Here is a 21,783-nt window from a genome sequence, read left to right on the forward strand (position 1 = left end):
CGCTATGGATACCTGGATCTATCTCTCTCAGGGGTTCGCGGTAGCGATGACCCCGGAAAACCTGGTGATCGCCCTGATCGGCTGTTTCGTCGGGACCATCGTCGGCCTGCTGCCGGGCCTTGGCCCTATCAACGGCGTGGCGATTTTACTGCCGCTGGCCTTTGCGCTGCACCTGCCTGCGGAATCGGCGCTGATCCTGCTGGCGACGGTCTATATCGGCTGCGAATACGGGGGGCGTATTTCCTCGATTCTGCTTAACGTGCCCGGCGATGCCGCCGCCATTATGACCGCGCTGGATGGCTACCCGATGGCGCAGCAGGGGCGCGGCGGCGTGGCGCTCTCTATTTCTGCCGTCAGCTCGTTCTTTGGCTCCATGATCGCCATTGGCGGCATCATCCTCTTCGCCCCGGCGCTGGCCCAGTGGTCGCTGGCGTTTGGTCCGGCCGAGTATTTTGCCCTGATGGTGTTCGCCATCGCCTGTCTCGGCAGCATGATGGCGCAGAATCCGCTGAAGTCGTTTTTGTCTGCGTTGATTGGCCTCAGTCTGGCGACCGTCGGCGTGGATGCCAACACCGGGGTTTATCGTTTTACCTTCGACAGCGTTCATCTCTCCGACGGCGTGCAGTTTATCGTCGTGGTGATTGGTCTGTTCTCTGTCTCAGAAATCTTACTGATGCTGGAGCATACCAGCAGCGGGCAGACGCTGGTGCGTAAAACCGGACGTATGCTCTTTAATGCCAAAGAGGGGGCGCAGTGTATTGGCGCCACCCTGCGTTCGTCGGTGATCGGTTTCTTCGTCGGCATTCTGCCCGGCGCGGGGGCTACTATCGCCAGCGCCATCACCTACATGACCGAGAAAAAGCTGAGCGGTAACAGCGACAGCTTCGGCAAAGGCGATATCCGCGGCGTGGCGGCGCCGGAGGCGGCGAATAACGCCTCGGCCTGCGGCTCGTTTATCCCGATGCTGACCCTCGGCGTGCCGGGCTCCGGCACCACGGCGGTAATGATGGGCGCGCTGACGCTCTATAACATCACCCCGGGTCCGGCGATGTTTACCGAGCAGCCCGATATCGTCTGGGGTTTAATTGCCGCCCTGCTGATCGCCAACGTGATGTTGCTGGTAATGAACATCCCGCTGATCGGCCTGTTCACCCGCATGCTGACCATTCCCCTGTGGTTCCTGGTCCCGGCCATCGCCGCCGTCTCTGCGGTTGGGGTGTACGCGGTGCACAGCACCACCTTCGACCTGGTGTTGATGGTGCTGCTCGGCGTGCTGGGCTACATTCTGCGCAAGATGCACTTCCCGATGTCGCCGCTGATTTTAGGGTTTGTGCTGGGGGAAATGCTGGAGCAGAACCTGCGCCGCGCCCTCTCCATCAGCAATGGCAACATGGGGATCCTGTGGGAGAGCAGCGTGACGAAGATCCTGCTGGCAATGGCGATTATGGTGATTGTCGTGCCGCCGGTGCTGCGCTGGGTCCGCCGACGCCAGCACAAACCGCAGCCGGATATCGGCTGATTAGCCCCTCAACAGGGCATTGACCCACTGCTTTAACGCCTGGCGGGAGATTTTAATCCCGCCATTTTTCAGTTCTGACGGCAGCGCCAGCCAGTGTACCGGCTGCTCAAAGCGCGCCAGCCTGCCCTGAACCCACTCCGGCAGCAGCGTGATATCCGTGCCCGGCTCGCATTCCACTACCGCCACCGGACGTTGCCCATACTCGGCATCATCCAGCGGAACGACAAACGCCTGGCTTACCTGCGGATGCGTGGCGATAACGCGCTCCAGCGCTTCGGGCTGGATCCCTTCTCCGCCGCTGAAAAAGAGATTGTCCATTCGGCCCAGAATGGTCAGGCGTCCGTCATGCCACTCGCCGCGATCGCGGGTGGCGAACCAGCCCTGCTCATTGACCAGCGGCAATAATGCGCCGTCTCGCCAGTAGCCCGCCGCCATGCTTTCCGCCCGGATCCAGACTTCACCGTTCACCACCTGAACGTCTCTGCCCGGCAGCGCGCTGCCCACGTCCGGCGCGCCGTCGGCCTCTTTGGCGCAGACGGTGGAGGCGAACTCGGTCAGACCGTAGCCGCAGAACGTACGGATCCCCTGCTCGCGCGCCTGTTCGGTCAGCGCAACGGGGATTTCCGCCCCGCCGAGCAGCACGGCTTTCAGCGCGACGGGATGGTGTGAATTAAGCAGCCGCCACAGCTGCGTTGGCACCAGCGAGGCGTGGGTACAGCCCTGTAGCGCCTGTTCCAGCGGCTGTTTTTCACGCACGGTGAGACGGCCTCCGCCCTGCAACCAGCGCCACAAAATCCCCTGACCGGAGACGTGAAACAGCGGCAGAGAGAGCAGCCAGTCGTCGCTATCGCCGTAAGGCATCAGCGCCAGCACCCCTTTTGCGCTGGCAAGGTGGGCGGCACAGGTGTGCACCGCCGCTTTCGGCAAGCCGGTGGAGCCAGAGGTGAGCGTCATTGAGGCCAGCCGTTCTACCCGCCACGTGACGCCGCCCTGCCCCTCGCCCTCTCTTAATACCAGACCGGGCAGACCGTCATACTCACCGTTAAGCACCAGCGCAAAGCGCAGGGTCATCTGCGGCAGGAGGACGTCCAGCAGCGGACGGGGAAGCTGAGGGTTCACCGGCAAAATGCGGGCGCCGCACTGAAGCAGCGCCAGCCAGGCCAGCAGGGTCTGCGGGTGGTTGTGGGCGAGCAGCATGACGCCATCACCGTCCGTAACGCCCTGAGACTGAAAACCGGCTGCGAGACGATCGATACGCTCGCCCAGCTGAGACCAGCTGAGCGTTATATCGTCTAAACGCAGCGCGGGTTTATTGGCACTCCGGGTGCGCCAGTGCCGCCACGGCCAGTCGGTAAAACTCATCGCAATGGCTCCAGCGCCCCGACGTCGAGGCACGGCAAGGTGCTGCCAGGCCACTGACGAATCAGCTGGGCCTGCATCAGGTTTAGCGTATCGAGACCGGGAACGGTGTCCGGCGTTAACCATGCAGCGATGCGCGCCAGCTGCGTCAGGCCGAGGCTGGATTCGATGGATGAACTGATCACCGCCGTCAGCCCTGCGGCATGGGCCGCCGCAACCTGCTCGCGCACCTTGTCGAGGCTGCCGGTCAGCGTTGGCTTAATCACCACGGCCCTGACGCCCGGCTCGGCGGCAAACGCGAAATCGGCTTCGCGCAGGCTCTCATCCCAGGCAATGGCAATGCCGGTTTCCCGGGCAAAGGCGCGCGAGTCGTCGCGCGTTTTGCACGGCTCTTCGAGAAACGCGATGCGGCTGCGGTACGCCGGGTTGACGTACTTCGCAAACTGTTGCGCCCTGAGCGGCGTCCAGGCGCGGTTGGCGTCCAGGCGCAGGTGTAGATCGGGAATGGCTTCCAGTAACAGGTTAACCACCATTCCGTCGCGCACTGCTTCGTACAGGCCAACCTTTATTTTCGCCACCTTCTCGCCAGGCATCGCGGAAAGGAGCGCGAAAAGTTCATCCGGATCGCCGGTACAGAGCGGCGCGGCGCAATAGTTCGCCGCGTCCGGTAAACTGCCGTCCAGCTCTGCCAGCGCACAGCTGATGCCGAACGCGGCGGAAGGAACGTCCGGCAGCGCCGGAACTGCTCCCTCACGCCATTCGTACGTCCAGGCCATCAGCGCAGCCTGCGCCTCGTCCGGCGTTTCCAGGCTAAAGCCCGGAAGCGGGGCGATTTCGCCCCACCCTTCCCGCTCGCCCTGCCGGAGATGCACGAAAAAGCCGTCACGGGTTTTTAACCGCCGTTCACGCAGCACCACGCCCGCGTCCATCGGTATCTGCCAGCGGTAAACCTGCGCGCAACGCATTACGGGTTCCGTTTGTATTTGCTGAAGTCCGGCTGGCGTTTTTCGTTGAACGCGTTGCGCCCTTCCTGACCCTCTTCGGTCATATAGAACAGCATGGTGGCGTTACCTGCCAGCTCCTGAAGGCCCGCCTGACCGTCACAGTCGGCGTTGAGGGCCGCTTTCAGGCAGCGCAGCGCCATTGGGCTGTTTTGCAGCATTTCGCGACACCAGCGCACGGTCTCTTTTTCCAGATCGGCGATCGGCACCACGGTGTTAACCAGCCCCATATCCAGCGCTTCCTGGGCGTTGTACTGACGGCACAGGAACCAGATTTCGCGGGCTTTTTTCTGACCGACAATGCGCGCCATATAGGACGCGCCCCAGCCGCCGTCGAAAGAGCCGACTTTCGGGCCAGTCTGACCGAAAATGGCATTTTCCGCCGCGATCGTCAGGTCACACATCATGTGCAGCACGTGACCGCCGCCGATGGAATACCCTGCCACCATCGCGACCACCGGTTTTGGACAGGTGCGGATCTGGCGCTGGAAATCCAGCACGTTCAGGTGGTGCGTGCCCGCATCATCCTGGTATCCGCCGTAGTCACCGCGGACTTTCTGATCGCCGCCGGAGCAGAAGGCTTTCTCCCCTTCCCCGGTGAGGATGATGACGCCGATAGTGTCGTCGTAGCGGGCATCCGCCAGCGCCTGGATCATCTCTTTTACGGTCAGCGGACGAAATGCGTTGCGCACCTGTGGACGGTTGATGGTGATTTTGGCGATACCATCGGCGGATTTGTGGTAACGAATGTCGGTGTAGCCTTCGGAGCAGTCCTGCCATTCAACCGGCGCGTAAAGCATGTGTTCATCAGGATAGATCATAGCGTGTCCTTTGTTCGATAACGCAGTATCTGAGCCAGACTCGCGGCAACAGCTTCCGGGGTGTCCCGGTGAGCGTTGTGTCCGGCGTGAGGGATAGCATGACGCGTGACGTTAAGTTCAGCGGCGATGGCTGCAAACTTCCCGTCACGTTCGCCATAGAGATAGTCAAAAGAAAAATCACGCGCGGTGAGCGCGGGACGTAAATCAGGCTGAACGGCAAGCGAGGTGGCTTCCAGCATCTCTGCCAGCCTCGGGCCGTTGTTCCGGCAGCGCAGCGCGATCAGCGCCCTGCGCTGATCATCCGTAAGGGAGGCAAAGACCGGCTGTTGATACCAGTCGGCAAAGACGGCCTCCAGCGGCTCACTGCGAAAGCGTGACGCCCAGCGGCGGTCAGCGATCAGCCGCGCCTGGCGCGCATCGGCGTCTTGCAGGCCCGGGTGTCCACCTTCCACAATCACCCCGTCTAACCCCGCAGGATGCTGGCAGGCATGGAACATCGCAATGCGGCCGCCGAGGGAGTACCCCACGAGCCAGTATCTTAGTATGTTGTAACTAACAAGGGTATGCGAGAGCAATTCACTTACCTCTGCAAACCCCGTCACGCCCGTATCCGCTGAACCACCGTGCCCGGGCAGGTCAAGGTAGAGCCGGGGGTAGTCATGCAGCGACGCCCCGACAGCCTGCCACTCGCGACAGTCGCCGGAAAAACCGTGCAGGAAAACCAGCCAGGGGTAGCCTGGTTTTCCTGGCTGGGAGAAGCCTGCGAGGATCACAGGTGACTCACCTGCGCAAGCAGATGTTGCAGCTTCTGCGCGCCGTCAGCATCGTTTACCACCAGCTCAATCAGCGTCGCGCCAGGCTGCCGCCAGGCGGTGTTCAGCGCCGTCTCCAGCGCGTCCCAGTTTTCCGGGCGATGGTACTTCAGGCTGAACATGGCGGCGGCGTGTTCGAACTGCACGTTTTGCGGCATCAGATAGAAGCGCTCACGCTCGCTTTGCGGCGTCGGCAGCAACGAGAAAATCTGCCCGCCGTTATTGTTCACAACAATCAGCACGAACGGGGCCGACGCCCGACGCAGGAGCGCCAGCGCGTTGAGATCGTAGAGGGCTGAGAGATCCCCCACAATCGCCAGCGTGGATTTCGCGCTGGCCCGCTGTACGCCAGCGGCGGTGGAGATCAGGCCGTCAATGCCGCTCGCGCCCCGGTTGCTGTACACCGGATAACCCGCCGGCAGCTGCGAAAAGGCGTCAATCAGGCGCACCACCAGGCTGTTACCGACAAAAAGTTGTCCCTGCTCGGGAAGATATTTGCGGATACGGTGCGCCAGCCCGGCTTCACTGAACGCCTCGCACTGCGCTTTGGTGAGTTCCCACGCCTGACGTGACAGCGCCGGGATCTCCACCGCCCAGGGTTTGCGTTTTTCCGCCGGATGCAATTCCAGCCAGCTGTCAATGTTGCTCACCAGGCGGCGGCCGCGATGGTGCGCCGGGTCAAGGCGTCCTTCGAGCGGATCCACCAGCCAGTACTCTTCTGGGGTACAGGTGGCCTGCCACTGGAGCAGACGCTTCCCCGTCAGGCTCGATCCCAGCTGGACGACAATCTGCGCCTGCGCCAGTTCGGTAACCGCTTTCGCGTTACCCAGCCAGAGGTCGGCGCAGGGCAGCGGCTGGCCCGTCTGGGAAAGCACGTCACCAATCAGCGGCCAGCCAAGCGTTTGTGCCCACTCCGCCGCCAGCTTGCCTTCCGCCGCACTCATCCGCCCGGCAATCACCACGCCGCGCTTCTGGCGCCAGAAGAACCAGTCGCGCTGTTTTGCGCTTTCCAGATGCGTCTGCTCGCGCAGCCAGGGTTTTTCGCTCTCCCACCAGTCTCCCAGCTGCTGTTGCCAGACGAGGCCAGTATCGTTCATTTCACCGTACAGCGGCTCGGCAAACGGGCAGTTAATGTGCAGCCCGCCGCTGCGCAGTGCGTTCATGGCGTGGTCGAGGGTTGAGACCAGCCAGCTGGCGGGAATATCCTGGGTGGGGCGCGGCAACGAGACCGTCTGTGAAGGATGCGAGGCAAAAATGCCAGGCTGACGAATCGCCTGATTAGCACCGCAGTCAATAAGTTCCGGGGGACGGTCGGCAGTGAGTAAAATCAGCTTTTCGCCGGTTAATCCCGCTTCTATCAGCGCCGGATACAGGTTCGCCACCGCCGTGCCGGAGGTGACTATCACCGCCACGGGCGCTTTGCTGACTTTCGCCAGCCCGAGCGCCAGATGGCCCAGACCCCGCTCATCAAAATGGGTGTGGTGAATAAAAGCCCGGTTTTCCGCGGCAGCAAGGGTGAGCGGCGTGGAGCGAGAGCCCGGGGCAATACACACATGCCTGACACCATGACGGGTCAGGGCTTCAAGGATCACCGCCGCCCAGCGTCGGTTAAAAGAACTTACTGACATGAGATTGTCCAGTATCAAGAATGCGACACAGTATAAATAATAGAAAAAGTCAGAATTTTGATATGAATCGGGATTGCACGAATCAGTATTAATCCCTTAGGAGAAGGGAACGCAGCCCGGCGGCCTTGTTTTCGATCTCCTGCCACTCCTGCTCCGGATCGGAGCCGCTGACGATGCCCGCCCCCGCATAAAGACGCAGCGCAGCGTCGTGAACGCGGGCGGAGCGTAATGCCACACAGAATTCGCTTTGATCGCGCGATAAATAGCCCGCCGACCCGGCGTACCACTCCCGGTCAAACGGCTCCACTTTCGCAATAAATTCTCGCGCCGCCTGTCGCGGCAGCCCGGCCACCGCCGCCGTCGGTTGCAGAATATGCAGGCACTGCTCGTCGTCAGGCTGTTTAAGTTCGGTCCAGATACAGCGACGTAAATGCTGCACCTTGCGCAGACGCAGCACCTGCGCAGGCAGGATCTCCAGCGTCCGGGTATGGTGCTGAAGACGCTGGCAGATATCTTCCACCACCAGCATATTTTCCCGCTGATTTTTGTCGTCATTCATCAGCCAGTCGCCCAGACGCTGGGCCTGCTTATCGTCAGAATGGCTGGCGACGGTGCCTGCCAGCGCTTCAGTGCGCAGCAGCGTGCCGCGTCGCCGCCACAGGCGTTCAGGCGTCGAGCCGAGGAACGCGTTGCTGGCGTCAAAGACCATACAAAAATGATAGCAGTTGAGGTTTAGCGCGCGGCTGGCAGCCATCAGCGCGATGGCGTTCACGGGCTGCTGGCAATGCACGTCTGTAGCACGTGCGAGGACCACTTTCTCAAAATCGCCGCGAGCAAGGGTATCCGTCGCCTGACGAATCAACGCCAGCCATTCCGGTTTTTCCGGATGATGGGTTTCCTGCACAATCTGCACGGACAACGGGCGGATCGGCGCGGCGTCGCACAGGTTATCGACAAAATTCAGCGCCTCACGGACATCTTCCCGCAGCGACGTTTCGCTCCACAGTTGCAGACGCAGCGTGGCGACCCCGCCAGACCGTCGCCAGAGAAGGCGCGGTAAAAACAGCTTGCCCTGCGCCGGGTTGAAGGCGTTCAGGCCGCAGATACGGGTGTCATTGGCTACGTCGTGGGTGTGCAAAAACCGCGAGGCCGAGGCCAGAGAATCGAAATGGGCGAGGCTTCCGAGCGCGGCAAGTTCTTCATCACCGCTGCGCTGTTGCCAGTAAAACTGAGGATAGCATCGCTGCACACCGAGCCAGGCCAGCGGATCGAAGGCGTCGTTTAACGGGAAAGAGACATCGAAATGGCGTAAACCGGGTGTAGCTGGCAATGCTTGCGCAAGCTGAGTGCGCAGGCTTTGCAGCGCGAGGAAAATCGAGTGCACGCGAACCTCTCCCTGTTAAAGCCTTATATTATACGGGGTACTGACGATAAATAGCAGTACCCACGTGTAGGGAGTGGTTTACCGGCTTAACGACGGGCTAACAGCAGACCCAGCACCAGCCCTACGGCCGCACCGACCCCAATGCCCTGCCACGGTTTTTCATGCACATAATCGTCGGCACGATAAACCGCCTGTTTGGCGCGGTAGTAGTAATTGTCGGAGGCGTTACTGACGCGGTTTTTCACGTCATGCAGCGCCTGCTCGGCGCGGGCTTTGAGCTCAATGTACTTCTGATCGGCAGGATCGCCGGAAGAACGCAGCACTTCTTCCAGCGTTTCGCTTAGCAGCGTCAGGTCGTCGTCGACTCGGGTATCCCAGGATTGAAATGACATATTTTTCTCCATGTTAGTACACCAGTCCGGTAACTATAGACAACGTATTGCTATTGCGCCTGTTTCGCTTCGCGCGCCATGCCGATGTGTGGGATGCCGTCTTCGTCGTAAATGTCCGTGACCGGGGTAAAACCAAAATGGCCATAGAATGATTGCAAATGCGCCTGCGCGCCCAAGTATAACGCCTTGTCCGGCCACTGTTTCTGGCATGCGTCCAGCGTTTTTTCCATCAGCTGATAGCCCAGCTTTTCACCGCGCGCGCGGCCGCTGATAATGACGCGGCCAATGACGACAGGGTCAAAATCCTCTTCGCTTTTCAGAATCCTCGCATACGCCACCAGCTCGTTATCGCGCCAGCCAAGGATGTGCCGGTTCTCGCCGACCAGGTCATCGCCGTCGATATCCTGATACGGGCAGGTTTGTTCAACCACAAAGACTTCGCAGCGCAGCTTGAGCAGGGCGTAGAGTGAATGCACGGTCAGTTCGCTGTGGTGTAGATCTTGCCACTGGATCATGTGTTTCTCCTTCCTGGTGTTCATCACGTTATACTAAACCCATTCCCATTCGGCAAAGGGCTGATTGCGTTATGGAACTGATTTTTCTGGGTACGTCCGCCGGGGTGCCAACCCGCTCACGAAACGTGACGGCGATTCTGCTGGATCTTAAGCATCCTACCCGCGGTGGGCTGTGGCTGTTTGACTGCGGCGAGGGTACGCAACATCAGCTGCTGCATACCTCATACCACCCGGGGAAAGTGGATAAAATATTTATCACCCATCTGCACGGCGACCATCTGTTTGGCCTGCCGGGCCTGCTGTGCAGCCGTTCGATGGCCGGTAACGCTAACCCGCTGACCATTTATGGCCCCGCGGGTATTCAGGAATTCGTTGAAACCACGCTGCGCCTGAGCGGCTCGTGGACCGATTATCCGCTGGAGGTGTTAGAGATCGGCGAGGGTCTGGTGTTCGATGACGGAGATTACCTGGTGCGCGCTTACCCGCTTAACCATCCGGTGGAATGCTACGGCTATCGCGTTGAGGAGCATGACAAGCCCGGGGCGCTGAACGCCGCCGCGTTGCAGGCCGATGGGGTGAAACCAGGCCCGCTGTTCCAGCGTCTGAAGCACGGCGAGACCGTCACGCTGGAAGACGGGCGCGTCATCAACGGTCAGGATTACCTCGCCCCACCGCAGCCGGGCAAAAAACTGGCTATTTTTGGGGATACCGCCCCCTGCCCTTCGGCGCTCAGGCTTGCCAGAGGTGTAGATGTGATGGTGCATGAGGCGACGCTGGAAGCGGCGATGGAAGAAAAAGCCAACAGCCGGGGGCACAGCTCTACGCGTCAGGCGGCGCAGCTGGCACGTGAGGCTGGCGTCCGGAAACTGATTGTTACTCACGTCAGCTCACGCTATGACGTCCGCGGCGCTGAAAGCCTGCTGGCAGAGTGCCGGGAAGTATTTCCGGCATGCGAGCTGGCGGAAGATTTTGCTCAGGTCAGCGTTTAGTCCTTCATTTTTCCCTCAGCGTGCCGATAACGATTAAAAGGCCAGCATTTCTCTTGAGGGTAGAATGGATAATTTCCAGAAAGATATTGATGACAGGGCAAACCTGACCCTGTCCAACCGTTTTGAACTGTTGCTGTTCCGTCTTGGCACCTCTCTGAACGAAAATAAATCCGAGCTGTTCGGCATCAACGTATTCAAATTGCGCGAAATTGTGCCGATGCCGACCTTCACCAAACCGGCGGGAATGAAGTCTCCGCTGATGGGGATGGTGAACATTCGCGACCAGGTGATCCCGGTGATCGATCTGGCCGCCGTCGCCGGCTGCAAACCAGCCACCGGGCTGAACATCCTGCTGATCACCGAATATGCCCGCAGCGTGCAGGCGTTTGCCGTAGAATCGGTGGAAAACATCATGCGTCTGGACTGGAAGCAGGTGCACGCCGCGGAAACCGCCGTCAGCGGTCGCTACATCACCAGCATTGCCTGTCTGGACGAGAAGACCGATACCAACGATCTGGCGATGGTGCTGGACGTGGAGCAGATCCTGTACGACATCACCCCGGCGAACCACGATCTGCACGCCACCCATCTGGAAACCACCAAATTCAACATCAAGCCTGGCTCTGTCGCGATTGTTGCAGAAGATTCAAAAGTAGCGCGCTCAATGCTGGAGAAGGGATTGCAGGCGATGGAGATCCCGGCCCAGCTGCATATCACCGGCAAAGACGCGTGGGAGAAAATCACTCAGCTGGCTGCGCAGGCACAGGCCGAGGGCGTTCCCGTTACCGAAAAGATTGCCCTGGTATTAACCGACCTCGAAATGCCGGAGATGGACGGATTTACGCTGACGCGCAAAATCAAATCCGACCCGGTACTGAAAGATATTCCGGTGGTGATCCACTCGTCTCTTTCCGGCAACGCGAACGAAGATCATATTCGCAAGGTGAAGGCCGACGGCTACGTGGCGAAGTTTGAGCTGAATGAGCTGTCGTCGGTGATTGAAGAGGTGCTGGACCGCTCGATGAAGAAGATTGAAGGGCCGTTGATTAGCCGCAAGCAGCTGGCTTAGTCGGGTGGCGCTACGCTTACCCGACCTACAGGACCCGTAGGCCCTGCAAGCGTAGCGCCGCTGGGCATGTTTTACTCTGTGCGGGCTGGTGCCCTCACCCCGGCCCTCTCCCACGGGGAGAGGGAGAAAACAATAAAAAACCCGCCGAGGCGGGTTTTTTGTTTTTACATCAGCGGCATCGCGCGCTGCACGATATCAATCAGCGGCTGCGGATAGATACCGAAGATCAGCACCAGCAGCGCGGAGATGAGCACCACAATGCCCCCCGCGCTGTACTGCCAGTTAGACGGCGCATCGCGGTTGAGCTGCTGAGGCGCGCTCAGGTACAGGCTCACCGCTACGCGCAGGTAGTAGTAGAGACCAATCGCGGAGCCGATAACGACACCCGCCGTCAGCCACCACAGACCCGCCTGCACACCGACGGCCAGCACGTAGAACTTACCGATAAAGCCCAGCGTCATCGGGATACCCGCCAGAGAGAGCATCATCACGGTCATTACCGCAGACAGAATCGGACGGTGCCAGAACAGACCACGGTAGGAGAACAGGGAATCCGCATCCGGGCCACGGTACGGGCTGGACATCAGGCTCACCACGCCGAACGCGCCGAGGCTGCTAAACAGGTAACCGGCCAGATAGACGCCCACAGTTTCCATCGACATCTCACCGCTTTGCAGCGCAATCAGCGCCACCAGCAGGTAACCCAGATGGGAGATAGAGGAGTAGCCCAGCAGACGCTTGATGTTGGTCTGGCTCAGCGCCATCAGGTTACCGAAGATGATGGACACGAACGCGATAATGCCCAGCACCACGCGGACCGCTTCGCTGTCACCCACCGGGGCGTACAGGAACAGACGCATGACCACACCGAAGATAGCGATTTTGCTCGCCGTCGCCAGGAAGGTCGAGACTGGTGCAGGGGCACCCTGGTATACGTCTGGCGTCCACAGGTGGAACGGAACCAGTGAGAGTTTAAAGCCAAGGCCAACAATCATCATGCCCAGACCCGCCAGCAGCAGCGGCTCATGCATCATGCCGTCGCCAAGGCTCTTACCGAGCGCCATGAAGGAGAGATTACCCGTCTGTGCGTACAGCAGCGCGATACCAAACAGCAGGAACGACGACGCGGCAGCAGACAGGATCGTGTACTTGATTGCCGCTTCCAGAGAGCGCTTCTGGCGGAAAGCGTAACCAATCAGGCCGAACAGCGGGAGTGAGATCAGCTCAATACCGAGGAACAGCGCGGCCAGGTGGTTCGCGTTCGCCAGCAGAATACCGCCCAGTGCGGCAATCAGTACCAGCAGGTAAAACTCTTCTTTGTTGTCGTTGTAACCTTCGAGCCACGGGTACGCAAAGGTACAGGTTGCCAGGCTCGCCAGCAGCACCAGACCGGTGTAGAGCATGGCGTAACCGTCAACGCGCATCAGCGGCGTGACGTCCATCGCTCCCGCCTGGCCAACAAACCAGAGGGAAACTAACGCAGCGTTCAGACCCAGAACGGACAGGGTCGCATTCAGGAAGTGATTGCGTCGCCACGCAATGGAGAGCATCACAACCACCACCGTCAATCCGACGATCAGCAGCGGTAGCAGCGCGATCAGTTGTTGTGGAGTTATTGTCATGGCGAATTACGGCCTTGTAGTAGAAGCAGAATTAACAAACCACTGCTGGATGTTACCCATCGCGGAGTGCGAGGTATCCAGAATCGGCTGCGGATAGAAGCCCAACAGCACCAGCAGTACGACCAGCAGCAGGATGATGAACAGCTCACGCAGCGACATCCCCGGCAGTTCTTGTGCAGCAATTTCACTCTTCGCTTTACCGAAGTAAGCGCGGTGCAGCATCGCCAGCGAGTACACGGAGGCAAATACCAGACCAAAGGTGGAGATGACGGTGATCGTCGGTACCACGTTGAAGCTGCCGAACAGGATCATAAACTCGCCGACGAAGTTACCGGTACCCGGCATACCCAGAGTCGCCACCGCGAAGAACATGGAGAGCGCTGGCAGCCATTTCATTTTGCCCCACAGACCGCCCATCATACGCATGTCGCGGGTATGCAGACGTTCATACAGTTGACCGCACAGGATGAAGAGACCGGCAGCGGACAGGCCGTGCGCAATCATCTGGATCACCGCGCCCTGGTACGCCAGCTGGCTGCCGGTGTAGATGGCAATCAGCACGAAGCCCATGTGGGAAACGGAGGTGTAAGCAATCAGACGTTTGATGTCGTACTGCGTGAAGGCCATCCACGCACCGTAGAAGATACCGATCACGCCAAGCCACATGGCAATCGGCGCGAACTCTGCGGAGGCGTTCGGGAACAGCGGCAGGGAGAAACGCAGCAGACCGTAGGCCGCCGTTTTCAGCAAGATACCCGCCAGGTCAACGGAACCCGCCGTTGGCGCCTGAGAGTGCGCGTCCGGCAGCCAGCCGTGCAGCGGTACGACCGGCATTTTCACCGCGAAGGCGATGAAGAAGCCGAGCATCAGCAGGTATTCCACGCCGTGGGACATCGGGGTCTTCAGCAGATCTTCGTAGTTGAAGGTCCAGACGCCGGTCGCATTGTAATGCACGAATACCAGCGCCAGGATGGCAATCAGCATCACCAGACCACTCGCCTGGGTGTAGATGAAGAACTTGGTGGCCGCCGTGATACGCGTTTTACCGTCGGATGCCTTGTGGCCCCACAGCGCGATCAGGAAGTACATCGGCACCAGCATCATCTCCCAGAAGAAGAAGAACAGGAACATGTCGATGGCCAGGAACACGCCGATCACGCCGCCCAGGATCCACATCAGGTTCAGGTGGAAGAAGCCCTGGTATTTTTCGATTTCTCGCCAGGAGCAGAGTACCGCCAGAACGCCGAGCAGACCGGTCAGCACCACCATCAGCAGCGACAGACCGTCAATCGCGAGGTGGATCGTAATACCGAAACGTGGGATCCACGGCAGAATGAACTCAGACTGCCACTGCGGAAGGCCCGCGGACTGGGTCAGTGAGTAGCCACCCTGCAACCAGAGTTGCAGACCAAGCGCGAGCGTCAATCCCATGGTGATCAGCGCGATCCAGCGCGGCATCTTCACGCCAAAGCGTTCGGTCTGCCAGCACAGGAAGCCGCCGATGAAGGGAATTAATATTAGCCAGGGTAGTAACATGGCGATTTTTATTCCTTGTTAAAGTCCCTCAGGGACCGATTTTCAACGAATTCGACAAAATTCACGTTTGAGTACGGGGCCTTTTGCCCGGTGGTGCTTCGCTTACCGGGCCTACGGTCCGTAGGTCGGGTAAGCGCTAGCGCCACCCGACAATCCCCGCTAACTCAAAATCAACGCAACACCATCAGCAGCGCCAGTACGACAACTGCACCGATGCTCATGGACGCCACATACCAGCGCAGATAACCGTTCTCGCTGAACAGCAGGCCTTTACCTGCAAAGCGAGAGAGGATCGCCGGGATATTCATCAGGCTGTTCAGTGGATCGCGCTTCAGCAGCCATGCAATGCCCAGGAACGGCTTCACGAAGATCATGTCGTACAGCCAGTCGAAGCCCCATGCGTTGTACCACCAGGTGCCCAGCAGACGGCCCGGCGCGCTGTTGGCAACGGCAGTCACCAGCGTGCGTTTGCCCAGCCACAGCCATGCGGCAATCAGGATGCCCGCGATAGCCACTACGCCGGAGGTGATTTCAAGCGTCAGAACGCGACCGTGCTCAAGCTCGGTTGTCGCCGGCAGTACGCCCTGCAACGGTGGCACAATCATCGCGCCAACGAAGGTGGACAGGACCAGCAGCACAATCAGCGGCAGGTGGTGGGTAATCCCCTTCCCTGCGTGAGCGTGAATTTGTTCTTTACCGTGGAAGACGATGAAAATCATACGGAAGGTGTACAGGGAGGTCATAAACGCACCGACCAGACCCGCAACCATCAGATTGATATGACCATTCGCCATGGCGCCCGCCAGGATTTCGTCCTTACTGAAGAAGCCCGCGGTGATCAGCGGCAGTGCCGCCAGCGCCGCGCCGCCTACCAGGAAGCAGACATACACCAGCGGGATAGACTTACGCAGTCCGCCCATCTTGAAGATGTTCTGCTCGTGGTGGCAGGCCAGAATCACCGAACCGGATGAGAGGAACAGCAGCGCTTTAAAGAACGCGTGCGTCATCAGGTGGAAAATGGCCGCGTCCCACGCCTGAACGCCCAGCGCCAGGAACATGTAACCAATCTGGCTCATGGTGGAGTACGCGAGCACGCGCTTGATGTCGGTCTGCACCAGCGCGGCAAAGCCTGCCAGCACCAGCGTAACCGCACCGACAATACCCACCAGATGCAGAATTTCCGGGGTCATCAGGAACAGGCCATGGGTACGCGCAATCAGGTAGACACCGGCGGTGACCATGGTCGCGGCGTGGATCAACGCGGAGACAGGGGTTGGACCCGCCATCGCGTCGGCCAGCCATGTCTGCAACGGCAGCTGCGCGGATTTACCCACAGCGCCACCCAGCAGCATCAGCGTTGCCCACCACAGCATGTTGTTGCCTGCTTCGAAGTGCGCCGGCGCCAGTTCCACCATTTCGCGGAAGTTCAGCGTGCCCAGTTCGTTGTAGAGAATGAACAGCGCGAAAGCGAGGAACACGTCACCCACACGGGTCACGACGAACGCTTTCATGGCCGCTGCGCCATTCTTCGGATCGGTGTAGTAGAAACCGATCAGCAGGTAAGAACACAGACCCACGCCTTCCCAGCCCAGATACATCAGCAGCAGGTTATCGGCCAGCACCAGAACCACCATGCTGGCGATAAACAGGTTGGTGTAGGCGAAGAAGCGGGAGTATCCCTCTTCACCGCGCATGTACCAGGAGGCGAACATGTGGATCAGGAAGCCGACGCCGGTGACCACGGAGAGCATGGTCAGAGACAGACCATCCAGCACCAGGTTGAAACCGATGTTGAAGTTACCGACCGACATCCAGTTCCACAGCGGTACGCTGTAGGCCTGACGTCCATTGTTAAAGAAGTCGATACCCGCATACGCTGTGACCAGCGCAGCCAGGCCGATAGAGCCAATGCCCACGGTGGCAGACAGATTCTCAGACCAGCGGCCGCGAGAAAACGCCAGCAGCACGAAGCCAATCAGCGGAAAAATAATGGTTAAGGCAAGCATGTTCATCCACGCAACTCACTTACTGAATCGATGTTCAGGTTCTGGCGGCGACGATGGAGCTGTAGCAACAGCGCCAGGCCAATACTCGCTTCAGCAGCCGCGAGGCTGATGGCGAGAATGTACATCACCTGACCATCGGTCTGGCCCCAGTAGCTACCGGCGACCACAAAGGCCAGCGCGGAAGCGTTGATCATGATTTCCAGACCGATCAGCATAAACAGCAGATTGCGGCGGATAACCAGACCGGTTAAGCCCAGAACGAATAAAATCGCAGCGAGGATCAGTCCATGTGTTAAGGGGATCATGCGCGTTCCTCCGTTTTTCTTTTCGCGCGGTCGTCAGTGCGGTTGCTCAGCACCTCGCCGACACGCTCTTCGCGGCCAACGTGGAAGGCCACAACCAGACCCGCCAGCAGCAGCATTGAGGCCAGCTCAACCGCCAGAACGTACGGACCAAACAGGGTGATACCCACGGCTTTCGCGCTGATTGGCGTCCCGTCGATACCCTGGTCGTTGACGCCCAGAATGGCGTAAACAATCACCGCCAGCATGATGGCCGACAGAATCGCCGGGCCAATCCACACCTGCGGTTTTAACCACTGACGTTCCTGCTCAATTTCAGAGCCGCCCAGGTTCAGCATCATCACCACGAACACAAACAGCACCATGATGGCCCCGGCGTAGACGATGATTTCCAGCGCACCAGCGAAGTGCGCGCCCAGCGCAAAGAACACCCCGGAAATAGCCAGCAGCGAAATGATTAAATACAGCAGCGCATGCACCGGATTGGTGTGCGTGATCACTCGCAGCGTAGCCAGGATGGCGATAAGGCCACAGATATAAAAAGCGAATTCCATTGCCCTCTCCTTACGGTAACAGGCTCTTGACGTCGATAGGCTTAGCTTCGTTCTCTGCTTCGCCTTTATCTTTGCCGTCGATTGCCATACCCGCCATCCGGTAGAAGTTATATTCCGGGTATTTGCCCGGACCGGAAATCAGCAGATCCTCTTTCTCGTACACCAGATCCTGACGCTTGTACTCACCCAGCTCGAAGTCTGGAGTCAGCTGAATCGCCGTGGTTGGGCACGCTTCTTCACACAGACCGCAGAAAATGCAGCGTGAGAAGTTGATGCGGAAGAACTCAGGGTACCAGCGGCCGTCTACCGTCTCTGCTTTTTGCAGAGAGATACAGCCCACCGGACACGCTACCGCACACAGGTTACAGGCAACGCAACGCTCGGAACCGTCCGGGTCGCGCGTCAGCACGATACGTCCACGGTAGCGCGGCGGCAGATATACCGGCTCTTCCGGGTACATCCGGGTTTCGCGTTTGGCAAACGCATGCAGGCCGATCATCCAGATACTGCGTACCTGAGTGCCGAAACCTACCAATAATTCTTTTAAGGTCATGATCTCAAAGCCCCTTATGGCTGCTGCCAGAGAATGACAGCCGCCGTTACCAACAAGTTGACGAGCGTCAGCGGCAGGCACACTTTCCAGCCGAAGGACATTACCTGGTCATAACGCGGACGCGGTAACGCTGCGCGAATCAAAATGAACATCATCATGAAGAACGCGGTTTTCAGCGCGAACCAGATGAACGGCGGTAAGAACGGGCCATGCCAGCCACCAAAGAACAGCGTTACCATCAACGCGGAAATGGTGACGATACCGATGTACTCGCCCACAAAGAACAGACCGAACTTCATACCGGAATATTCAATGTGGTAACCGTCGGCCAGTTCCTGTTCGGCTTCTGGCTGGTCAAACGGGTGACGGTGACACACCGCCACGCCCGCGATGGCAAAGGTAATAAACCCAAAGAACTGCGGGATAACGTTCCAGATGTCGGCCTGGTTGTTGACGATGTCGGTCATGTTAAATGAACCGGCCTGCGCCACCACGCCCATCAGAGAGAGACCCAGGAACACTTCGTAGCTCAGCGTCTGCGCGGAAGCACGCATCGCACCCAGCAGCGAGTATTTGTTGTTACTGGACCAGCCTGCGAACAGCACCGCGTAAACCGCGAGGCCTGCCATCATCAGGAAGAACAGAATGCCGATGTTCAGGTCAGCCACCACCCAGGTCGGGCTGACCGGAACGATAGCAAACGCCAGCAGCAGCGAGGTGAAGGCGATCATCGGCGCCAGCGTAAAGATCACGCGGTCCGAGAAGCGCGGAACCCAGTCCTCTTTAAAGAACATCTTGATCATGTCCGCGACCAGCTGGAGTGAACCACCCCAGCCCACGCGGTTCGGTCCGTAACGGTTCTGGAACAGACCGAGCAAACGACGTTCACCAAAGCTCATGAACGCGCCGCAGGTGACGACCACCAGCAGAATCACAACCGCTTTCAGAATGCTCAGCAGGATGTCGATAAGATCCGGCGTTAACCAACTCATGCTTTTGCCTCCTGAAGGTTATCAAGATGCGCACCCGCCAGGACCGGCGCGATGCCAGGCATACCCATCGGCAGACCCACCTGCCCTGCTGACAGGCGTTCAGAAATAATCAGCGGCAGGCTGATTGTCTGGCCGTCGTAGCTAAAGGCAATGTTCGCACCCGCGTTAACGCCAAGCTTCGCGGCATCCGCCGGGTTGAGCTTGATGTACGGCTGCGGCATACGCTGCTGGAATACCGGAGAACGCTGGGACATTTCGTCGCTACCGAACAGATGGTAGTACGGTGCAATACGCCAGTGACCTTCCTGCGCCTGGAAGCTCGCCGGAACGGTGGTGAAGAAGTCCAGACCGGTTTCGGAGGCTTCAATCAGACGCACGCCCGGATCGCCGTGGCGCAGGTGACCGCCCACTTCAGCCTGGAACTTGTTCCATGCCTGCGGGGAGTTCCAGCCCGGTGCCCATGCAAACGGGATTTGCGAACGCGGCGCAGACGGCTGGTTGTTCCCTTCCATCGAGAAGGCAAACATGGTGTCTTTGTCCTGCGGCTGACGCGGTTCGTGCACGCTGATGTTGGCGCGCATCGCGGTACGACCGCTGTAGCGGTGCGGCTCACGCGCCAGTTTCTGGCCGCGAATGCGGAAGCTTGCGTCAGGCGCGGCGTCTTTAATGCCCGCCAGCTGAGGCAGTTTCTCAACAACCGCGTCGATAACGTGGTCGAGCTGCGTCCAGTCCACTTCACGGCTCTGCACGGTGCTGTGCAGAGAGTGCAGCCAGCGCCAGCTTTCCAGCATCACGGTGTTGCTGTCGTAGTAGGCCGGGTCATAAACCTGGAAGAAACGCTGGGCGCGGCCTTCGTTGTTGATCACCGTCCCGTCGCTTTCTGCGAAGCTTGCCGCAGAGAGCACGAGGTGCGCTTTGTCCATGATCGCGGTGCGCTGATGGTCGATAACCATCACCAGCGGCGCTCTGGAGAGCGCGGCGTCAACGCGAGCGGCAGAAGCATGGCGATGCAGGTCGTTTTCCAGCACCACAACGGCGTCAGCGGCACCGGATTCCAGTTCGCTTAACGCGTCTTCCAGCGAGCCGCCGCCAATCATACCCAGACCGATGCTGTTCACCGCACGGGCAATCATAGTCACACCGACGTCAGCGCCACGGCCCTTCAGGGCTTTGGCAACGTTCGCTGCGGCCTGAATGATTTCAGCGCTACCGGCGTTGGTACCGGAAATAATCAGCGGTTTCTTCGCCCCCGCCAGTGCCTGAACAATCACGTCGACCTTGTTTTGCAGGTCGCGATCCAGTTCAACGGCCGGCGAGTTGCTGTCCAGCGCGTGGGCAATGGCAAAGCCGAGGCGCGCCTGATCTTCAACCGGCGCGCAGTAGGTCCACGCGGCGATATCGTCCAGACGGGTGTTGTCAACGTTAGTCACAAACAGAGGATGCTTCGCGCGCTGGCCGATGTTAAGGATGGCCGCAATCTGCCAGTCAGCCACTTTCTGCGCCGCTGCCATTTCACGTGCTTTGCCTTTCACCGCCTGACGAACCGCCAGAGCCGCGCGTGCGCCAGTCTGCGTCAGGTCTTCACCGAGCACCAGAACCGCATCATAGGATTCGATTTCGCGCAGCGCAGGCGTATGAATGCCGCCTTCACGCAGCACTTTCAGCACCAGCTGGAGACGTTCCTGCTCGCCCTGGGCGATACCGGTATAGAAGTTTTCCGCCCCAACCAGCTCGCGCAGCGCGAAGTTGCTTTCGATGCTGGCGCGCGGGGAGCCGATGCCGATCACTTTCTTCGACTGACGCAGAATATCTGCCGCGCCCTGCATCGCCTGCTCGGCGTTGAGGGTAATGAAGTCGTCGCCACGGCGCTGAACCGGCTGACGCGGACGGTCTTTCAGGTTCACATAGCCATAGCCGAAACGACCGCGGTCGCAGAGGAAGTAGTGGTTAACGGTACCGTTGTAACGGTTTTCGATACGACGCAGTTCGCCGTAACGTTCACCCGGGCTGGTGTTACAGCCGAGGGAGCACTGCTGGCAGATGCTTGGCGCAAACTGCATGTCCCATTTACGGTTGTAACGTTCAGAGTGGGTTTTATCCGTAAATACGCCGGTCGGACAGATTTCTACCAGGTTACCGGAGAATTCGCTTTCCAGCGTACCGTCTTCCGGACGACCGAAGTAGACGTTGTCATGCGCGCCATATACGCCCAGATCCTGACCGTCTGCATAATCTTTGTAGTAACGCACGCAGCGGTAGCAGGCGATGCAGCGGTTCATTTCGTGAGAGATGAACGGCCCCAGATCCTGGTTACGGTGGGTACGCTTGGTAAAGCGATAGCGACGGAAGCTGTGACCGGTCATGACGGTCATATCCTGAAGGTGGCAGTTACCGCCCTCCTCACACACCGGACAGTCGTGCGGGTGGTTGGTCATCAACCACTCCACCACGCTTTCACGGAACTGTTTGGCTTCTTCGTCATCAATCGAAATAAAAGTGCCTTCGGCGGCTGGCGTCATACAGGACATCACCAGGCGACCACGCGTGTCTTCCGCGTTTTGATATTGCTTCACCGCACACTGGCGGCAAGCACCGACGCTGCCCAGCGCCGGATGCCAGCAAAAGTACGGAATATCGAGGCCAAGAGACAGACAAGCTTCCAGCAGGTTGTCCGCCCCGTTGACTTCGTATTCTTTGCCGTCTACATGAATCGTAGCCATTAGCATGCT

At 59.2% G+C, this 21,783-nt stretch carries 19 protein-coding genes; 3 read left to right on the forward strand and 16 right to left on the reverse strand.

The window, feature by feature from the left end; all coding sequences use genetic code 11:
* Window positions 1–4 precede the first annotated feature (4 nt).
* Window positions 5–1,519 (forward strand): tripartite tricarboxylate transporter permease, encoded by a 1,515-nt coding sequence (locus L463_RS03820; RefSeq protein WP_006811365.1) that lies wholly within the window; start codon window positions 5–7, stop codon window positions 1,517–1,519.
* On the opposite strand, the gene menE is transcribed toward L463_RS03820, so the two are convergent.
* The 8 genes from menE to L463_RS03780 all read right to left on the reverse strand — a co-directional run bounded on the left by menE (window position 1,520) and on the right by L463_RS03780 (window position 9,431).
* Complete coding sequence (gene menE, locus L463_RS03815) at window positions 1,520–2,881, reverse strand: o-succinylbenzoate--CoA ligase (protein ID WP_032102726.1); 1,362 nt, start codon at window positions 2,879–2,881, stop codon at window positions 1,520–1,522.
* Complete coding sequence (gene menC / locus L463_RS03810; protein ID WP_032102727.1) at window positions 2,878–3,843, reverse strand: o-succinylbenzoate synthase; 966 nt, start codon at window positions 3,841–3,843, stop codon at window positions 2,878–2,880. Before menC ends, menE begins: the two co-directional genes overlap by 4 nt.
* A complete protein-coding gene (menB, locus tag L463_RS03805) occupies window positions 3,843–4,700 on the reverse strand; it encodes a 1,4-dihydroxy-2-naphthoyl-CoA synthase (protein WP_003859452.1) in 858 nt (285 codons plus the stop codon). The genes menC and menB overlap by 1 nt, the downstream gene beginning before the upstream one ends.
* Entirely contained in the window at window positions 4,697–5,473 is a 777-nt protein-coding gene (gene menH / locus L463_RS03800; protein ID WP_023304147.1) for a 2-succinyl-6-hydroxy-2,4-cyclohexadiene-1-carboxylate synthase, read from the reverse strand. Before menH ends, menB begins: the two co-directional genes overlap by 4 nt.
* A complete protein-coding gene (gene menD / locus L463_RS03795; RefSeq protein ID WP_023304148.1) occupies window positions 5,470–7,140 on the reverse strand; it encodes a 2-succinyl-5-enolpyruvyl-6-hydroxy-3-cyclohexene-1-carboxylic-acid synthase in 1,671 nt (556 codons plus the stop codon). The genes menH and menD overlap by 4 nt, the downstream gene beginning before the upstream one ends.
* A gap of 88 nt (window positions 7,141–7,228) precedes the next feature.
* Entirely contained in the window at window positions 7,229–8,524 is a 1,296-nt protein-coding gene (gene menF, locus L463_RS03790) for an isochorismate synthase MenF (protein ID WP_032102729.1), read from the reverse strand.
* An 86-nt stretch (window positions 8,525–8,610) separates the two neighbouring features.
* Window positions 8,611–8,916: a stress response protein ElaB gene (gene elaB, locus L463_RS03785; protein WP_017693006.1), complete on the reverse strand. Its 306-nt coding sequence runs from the start codon at window positions 8,914–8,916 to the stop codon at window positions 8,611–8,613.
* Between the two features lie 50 nt (window positions 8,917–8,966).
* A complete protein-coding gene (locus L463_RS03780; RefSeq protein ID WP_017383427.1) occupies window positions 8,967–9,431 on the reverse strand; it encodes a GNAT family N-acetyltransferase in 465 nt (154 codons plus the stop codon).
* Window positions 9,432–9,502: 71 nt separating this feature from the next.
* Here L463_RS03780 and rbn point away from each other — a divergent pair, with 71 nt between their 5' ends.
* The gene (gene rbn, locus L463_RS03775) at window positions 9,503–10,420 is read left to right on the forward strand and encodes a ribonuclease BN (protein ID WP_015572275.1); all 918 of its coding nucleotides are present in this window, start codon (window positions 9,503–9,505) and stop codon (window positions 10,418–10,420) included.
* A 64-nt stretch (window positions 10,421–10,484) separates the two neighbouring features.
* Window positions 10,485–11,489: a chemotaxis protein gene (locus L463_RS03770; RefSeq protein ID WP_023295085.1), complete on the forward strand. Its 1,005-nt coding sequence runs from the start codon at window positions 10,485–10,487 to the stop codon at window positions 11,487–11,489.
* 164 nt (window positions 11,490–11,653) lie between these two features.
* Here the strand turns inward: L463_RS03770 and nuoN are convergent, their stop codons facing one another.
* From nuoN to nuoG, 8 genes are all read right to left on the reverse strand, one after another.
* The gene (gene nuoN / locus L463_RS03765) at window positions 11,654–13,111 is read right to left on the reverse strand and encodes an NADH-quinone oxidoreductase subunit NuoN (protein WP_015572273.1); all 1,458 of its coding nucleotides are present in this window, start codon (window positions 13,109–13,111) and stop codon (window positions 11,654–11,656) included.
* 6 nt (window positions 13,112–13,117) lie between these two features.
* On the reverse strand, window positions 13,118–14,647 hold the full coding sequence (gene nuoM, locus L463_RS03760) for an NADH-quinone oxidoreductase subunit M (protein ID WP_003861498.1): 1,530 nt from the start codon (window positions 14,645–14,647) through the stop codon (window positions 13,118–13,120).
* 170 nt (window positions 14,648–14,817) lie between these two features.
* Window positions 14,818–16,659, reverse strand: a complete 1,842-nt coding sequence (nuoL, locus tag L463_RS03755; RefSeq protein WP_003861497.1) for an NADH-quinone oxidoreductase subunit L — start codon at window positions 16,657–16,659, stop codon at window positions 14,818–14,820.
* Entirely contained in the window at window positions 16,656–16,958 is a 303-nt protein-coding gene (gene nuoK / locus L463_RS03750; protein WP_003861496.1) for an NADH-quinone oxidoreductase subunit NuoK, read from the reverse strand. The genes nuoL and nuoK overlap by 4 nt, the downstream gene beginning before the upstream one ends.
* Window positions 16,955–17,509 (reverse strand): NADH-quinone oxidoreductase subunit J, encoded by a 555-nt coding sequence (gene nuoJ / locus L463_RS03745; RefSeq protein ID WP_003861493.1) that lies wholly within the window; start codon window positions 17,507–17,509, stop codon window positions 16,955–16,957. Before nuoJ ends, nuoK begins: the two co-directional genes overlap by 4 nt.
* 10 nt (window positions 17,510–17,519) lie before the next feature.
* Window positions 17,520–18,062 (reverse strand): NADH-quinone oxidoreductase subunit NuoI, encoded by a 543-nt coding sequence (gene nuoI / locus L463_RS03740; RefSeq protein WP_003861491.1) that lies wholly within the window; start codon window positions 18,060–18,062, stop codon window positions 17,520–17,522.
* A 14-nt stretch (window positions 18,063–18,076) separates the two neighbouring features.
* A complete protein-coding gene (nuoH, locus tag L463_RS03735) occupies window positions 18,077–19,054 on the reverse strand; it encodes an NADH-quinone oxidoreductase subunit NuoH (RefSeq protein ID WP_003861490.1) in 978 nt (325 codons plus the stop codon).
* Window positions 19,051–21,774, reverse strand: coding sequence for an NADH-quinone oxidoreductase subunit NuoG (gene nuoG, locus L463_RS03730; RefSeq protein WP_032102731.1), 2,724 nt, complete (start codon window positions 21,772–21,774; stop codon window positions 19,051–19,053). Before nuoG ends, nuoH begins: the two co-directional genes overlap by 4 nt.
* Window positions 21,775–21,783 lie beyond the last annotated feature (9 nt).

The organism is Enterobacter sp. BIDMC 27, from assembly GCF_000534415.1.
Lineage (GTDB): Bacteria > Pseudomonadota > Gammaproteobacteria > Enterobacterales > Enterobacteriaceae > Enterobacter > Enterobacter hormaechei_C.

Bases quoted from the DNA above. Each gene is read 5' to 3' on its own strand.
- L463_RS03770 (WP_023295085.1), top strand. From the start codon at position 10,485: ATGGATAATTTCCAGAAAGATATTGATGACAGGGCAAACCTGACCCTG.
- rbn (WP_015572275.1), top strand. From the start codon at position 9,503: ATGGAACTGATTTTTCTGGGTACGTCCGCCGGGGTGCCAACCCGCTCA.
- nuoL (WP_003861497.1), bottom strand. From the start codon at position 16,659: ATGAACATGCTTGCCTTAACCATTATTTTTCCGCTGATTGGCTTCGTG.
- menC (WP_032102727.1), bottom strand. From the start codon at position 3,843: ATGCGTTGCGCGCAGGTTTACCGCTGGCAGATACCGATGGACGCGGGC.
- nuoM (WP_003861498.1), bottom strand. From the start codon at position 14,647: ATGTTACTACCCTGGCTAATATTAATTCCCTTCATCGGCGGCTTCCTG.
- nuoH (WP_003861490.1), bottom strand. From the start codon at position 19,054: ATGAGTTGGTTAACGCCGGATCTTATCGACATCCTGCTGAGCATTCTG.
- L463_RS03820 (WP_006811365.1), top strand. From the start codon at position 5: ATGGATACCTGGATCTATCTCTCTCAGGGGTTCGCGGTAGCGATGACC.
- nuoI (WP_003861491.1), bottom strand. From the start codon at position 18,062: ATGACCTTAAAAGAATTATTGGTAGGTTTCGGCACTCAGGTACGCAGT.
- nuoJ (WP_003861493.1), bottom strand. From the start codon at position 17,509: ATGGAATTCGCTTTTTATATCTGTGGCCTTATCGCCATCCTGGCTACG.
- nuoG (WP_032102731.1), bottom strand. From the start codon at position 21,774: ATGGCTACGATTCATGTAGACGGCAAAGAATACGAAGTCAACGGGGCG.
- nuoN (WP_015572273.1), bottom strand. From the start codon at position 13,111: ATGACAATAACTCCACAACAACTGATCGCGCTGCTACCGCTGCTGATC.
- nuoK (WP_003861496.1), bottom strand. From the start codon at position 16,958: ATGATCCCCTTAACACATGGACTGATCCTCGCTGCGATTTTATTCGTT.
- menE (WP_032102726.1), bottom strand. From the start codon at position 2,881: ATGAGTTTTACCGACTGGCCGTGGCGGCACTGGCGCACCCGGAGTGCC.
- menD (WP_023304148.1), bottom strand. From the start codon at position 7,140: ATGTCAGTAAGTTCTTTTAACCGACGCTGGGCGGCGGTGATCCTTGAA.
- elaB (WP_017693006.1), bottom strand. From the start codon at position 8,916: ATGTCATTTCAATCCTGGGATACCCGAGTCGACGACGACCTGACGCTG.
- menB (WP_003859452.1), bottom strand. From the start codon at position 4,700: ATGATCTATCCTGATGAACACATGCTTTACGCGCCGGTTGAATGGCAG.
- L463_RS03780 (WP_017383427.1), bottom strand. From the start codon at position 9,431: ATGATCCAGTGGCAAGATCTACACCACAGCGAACTGACCGTGCATTCA.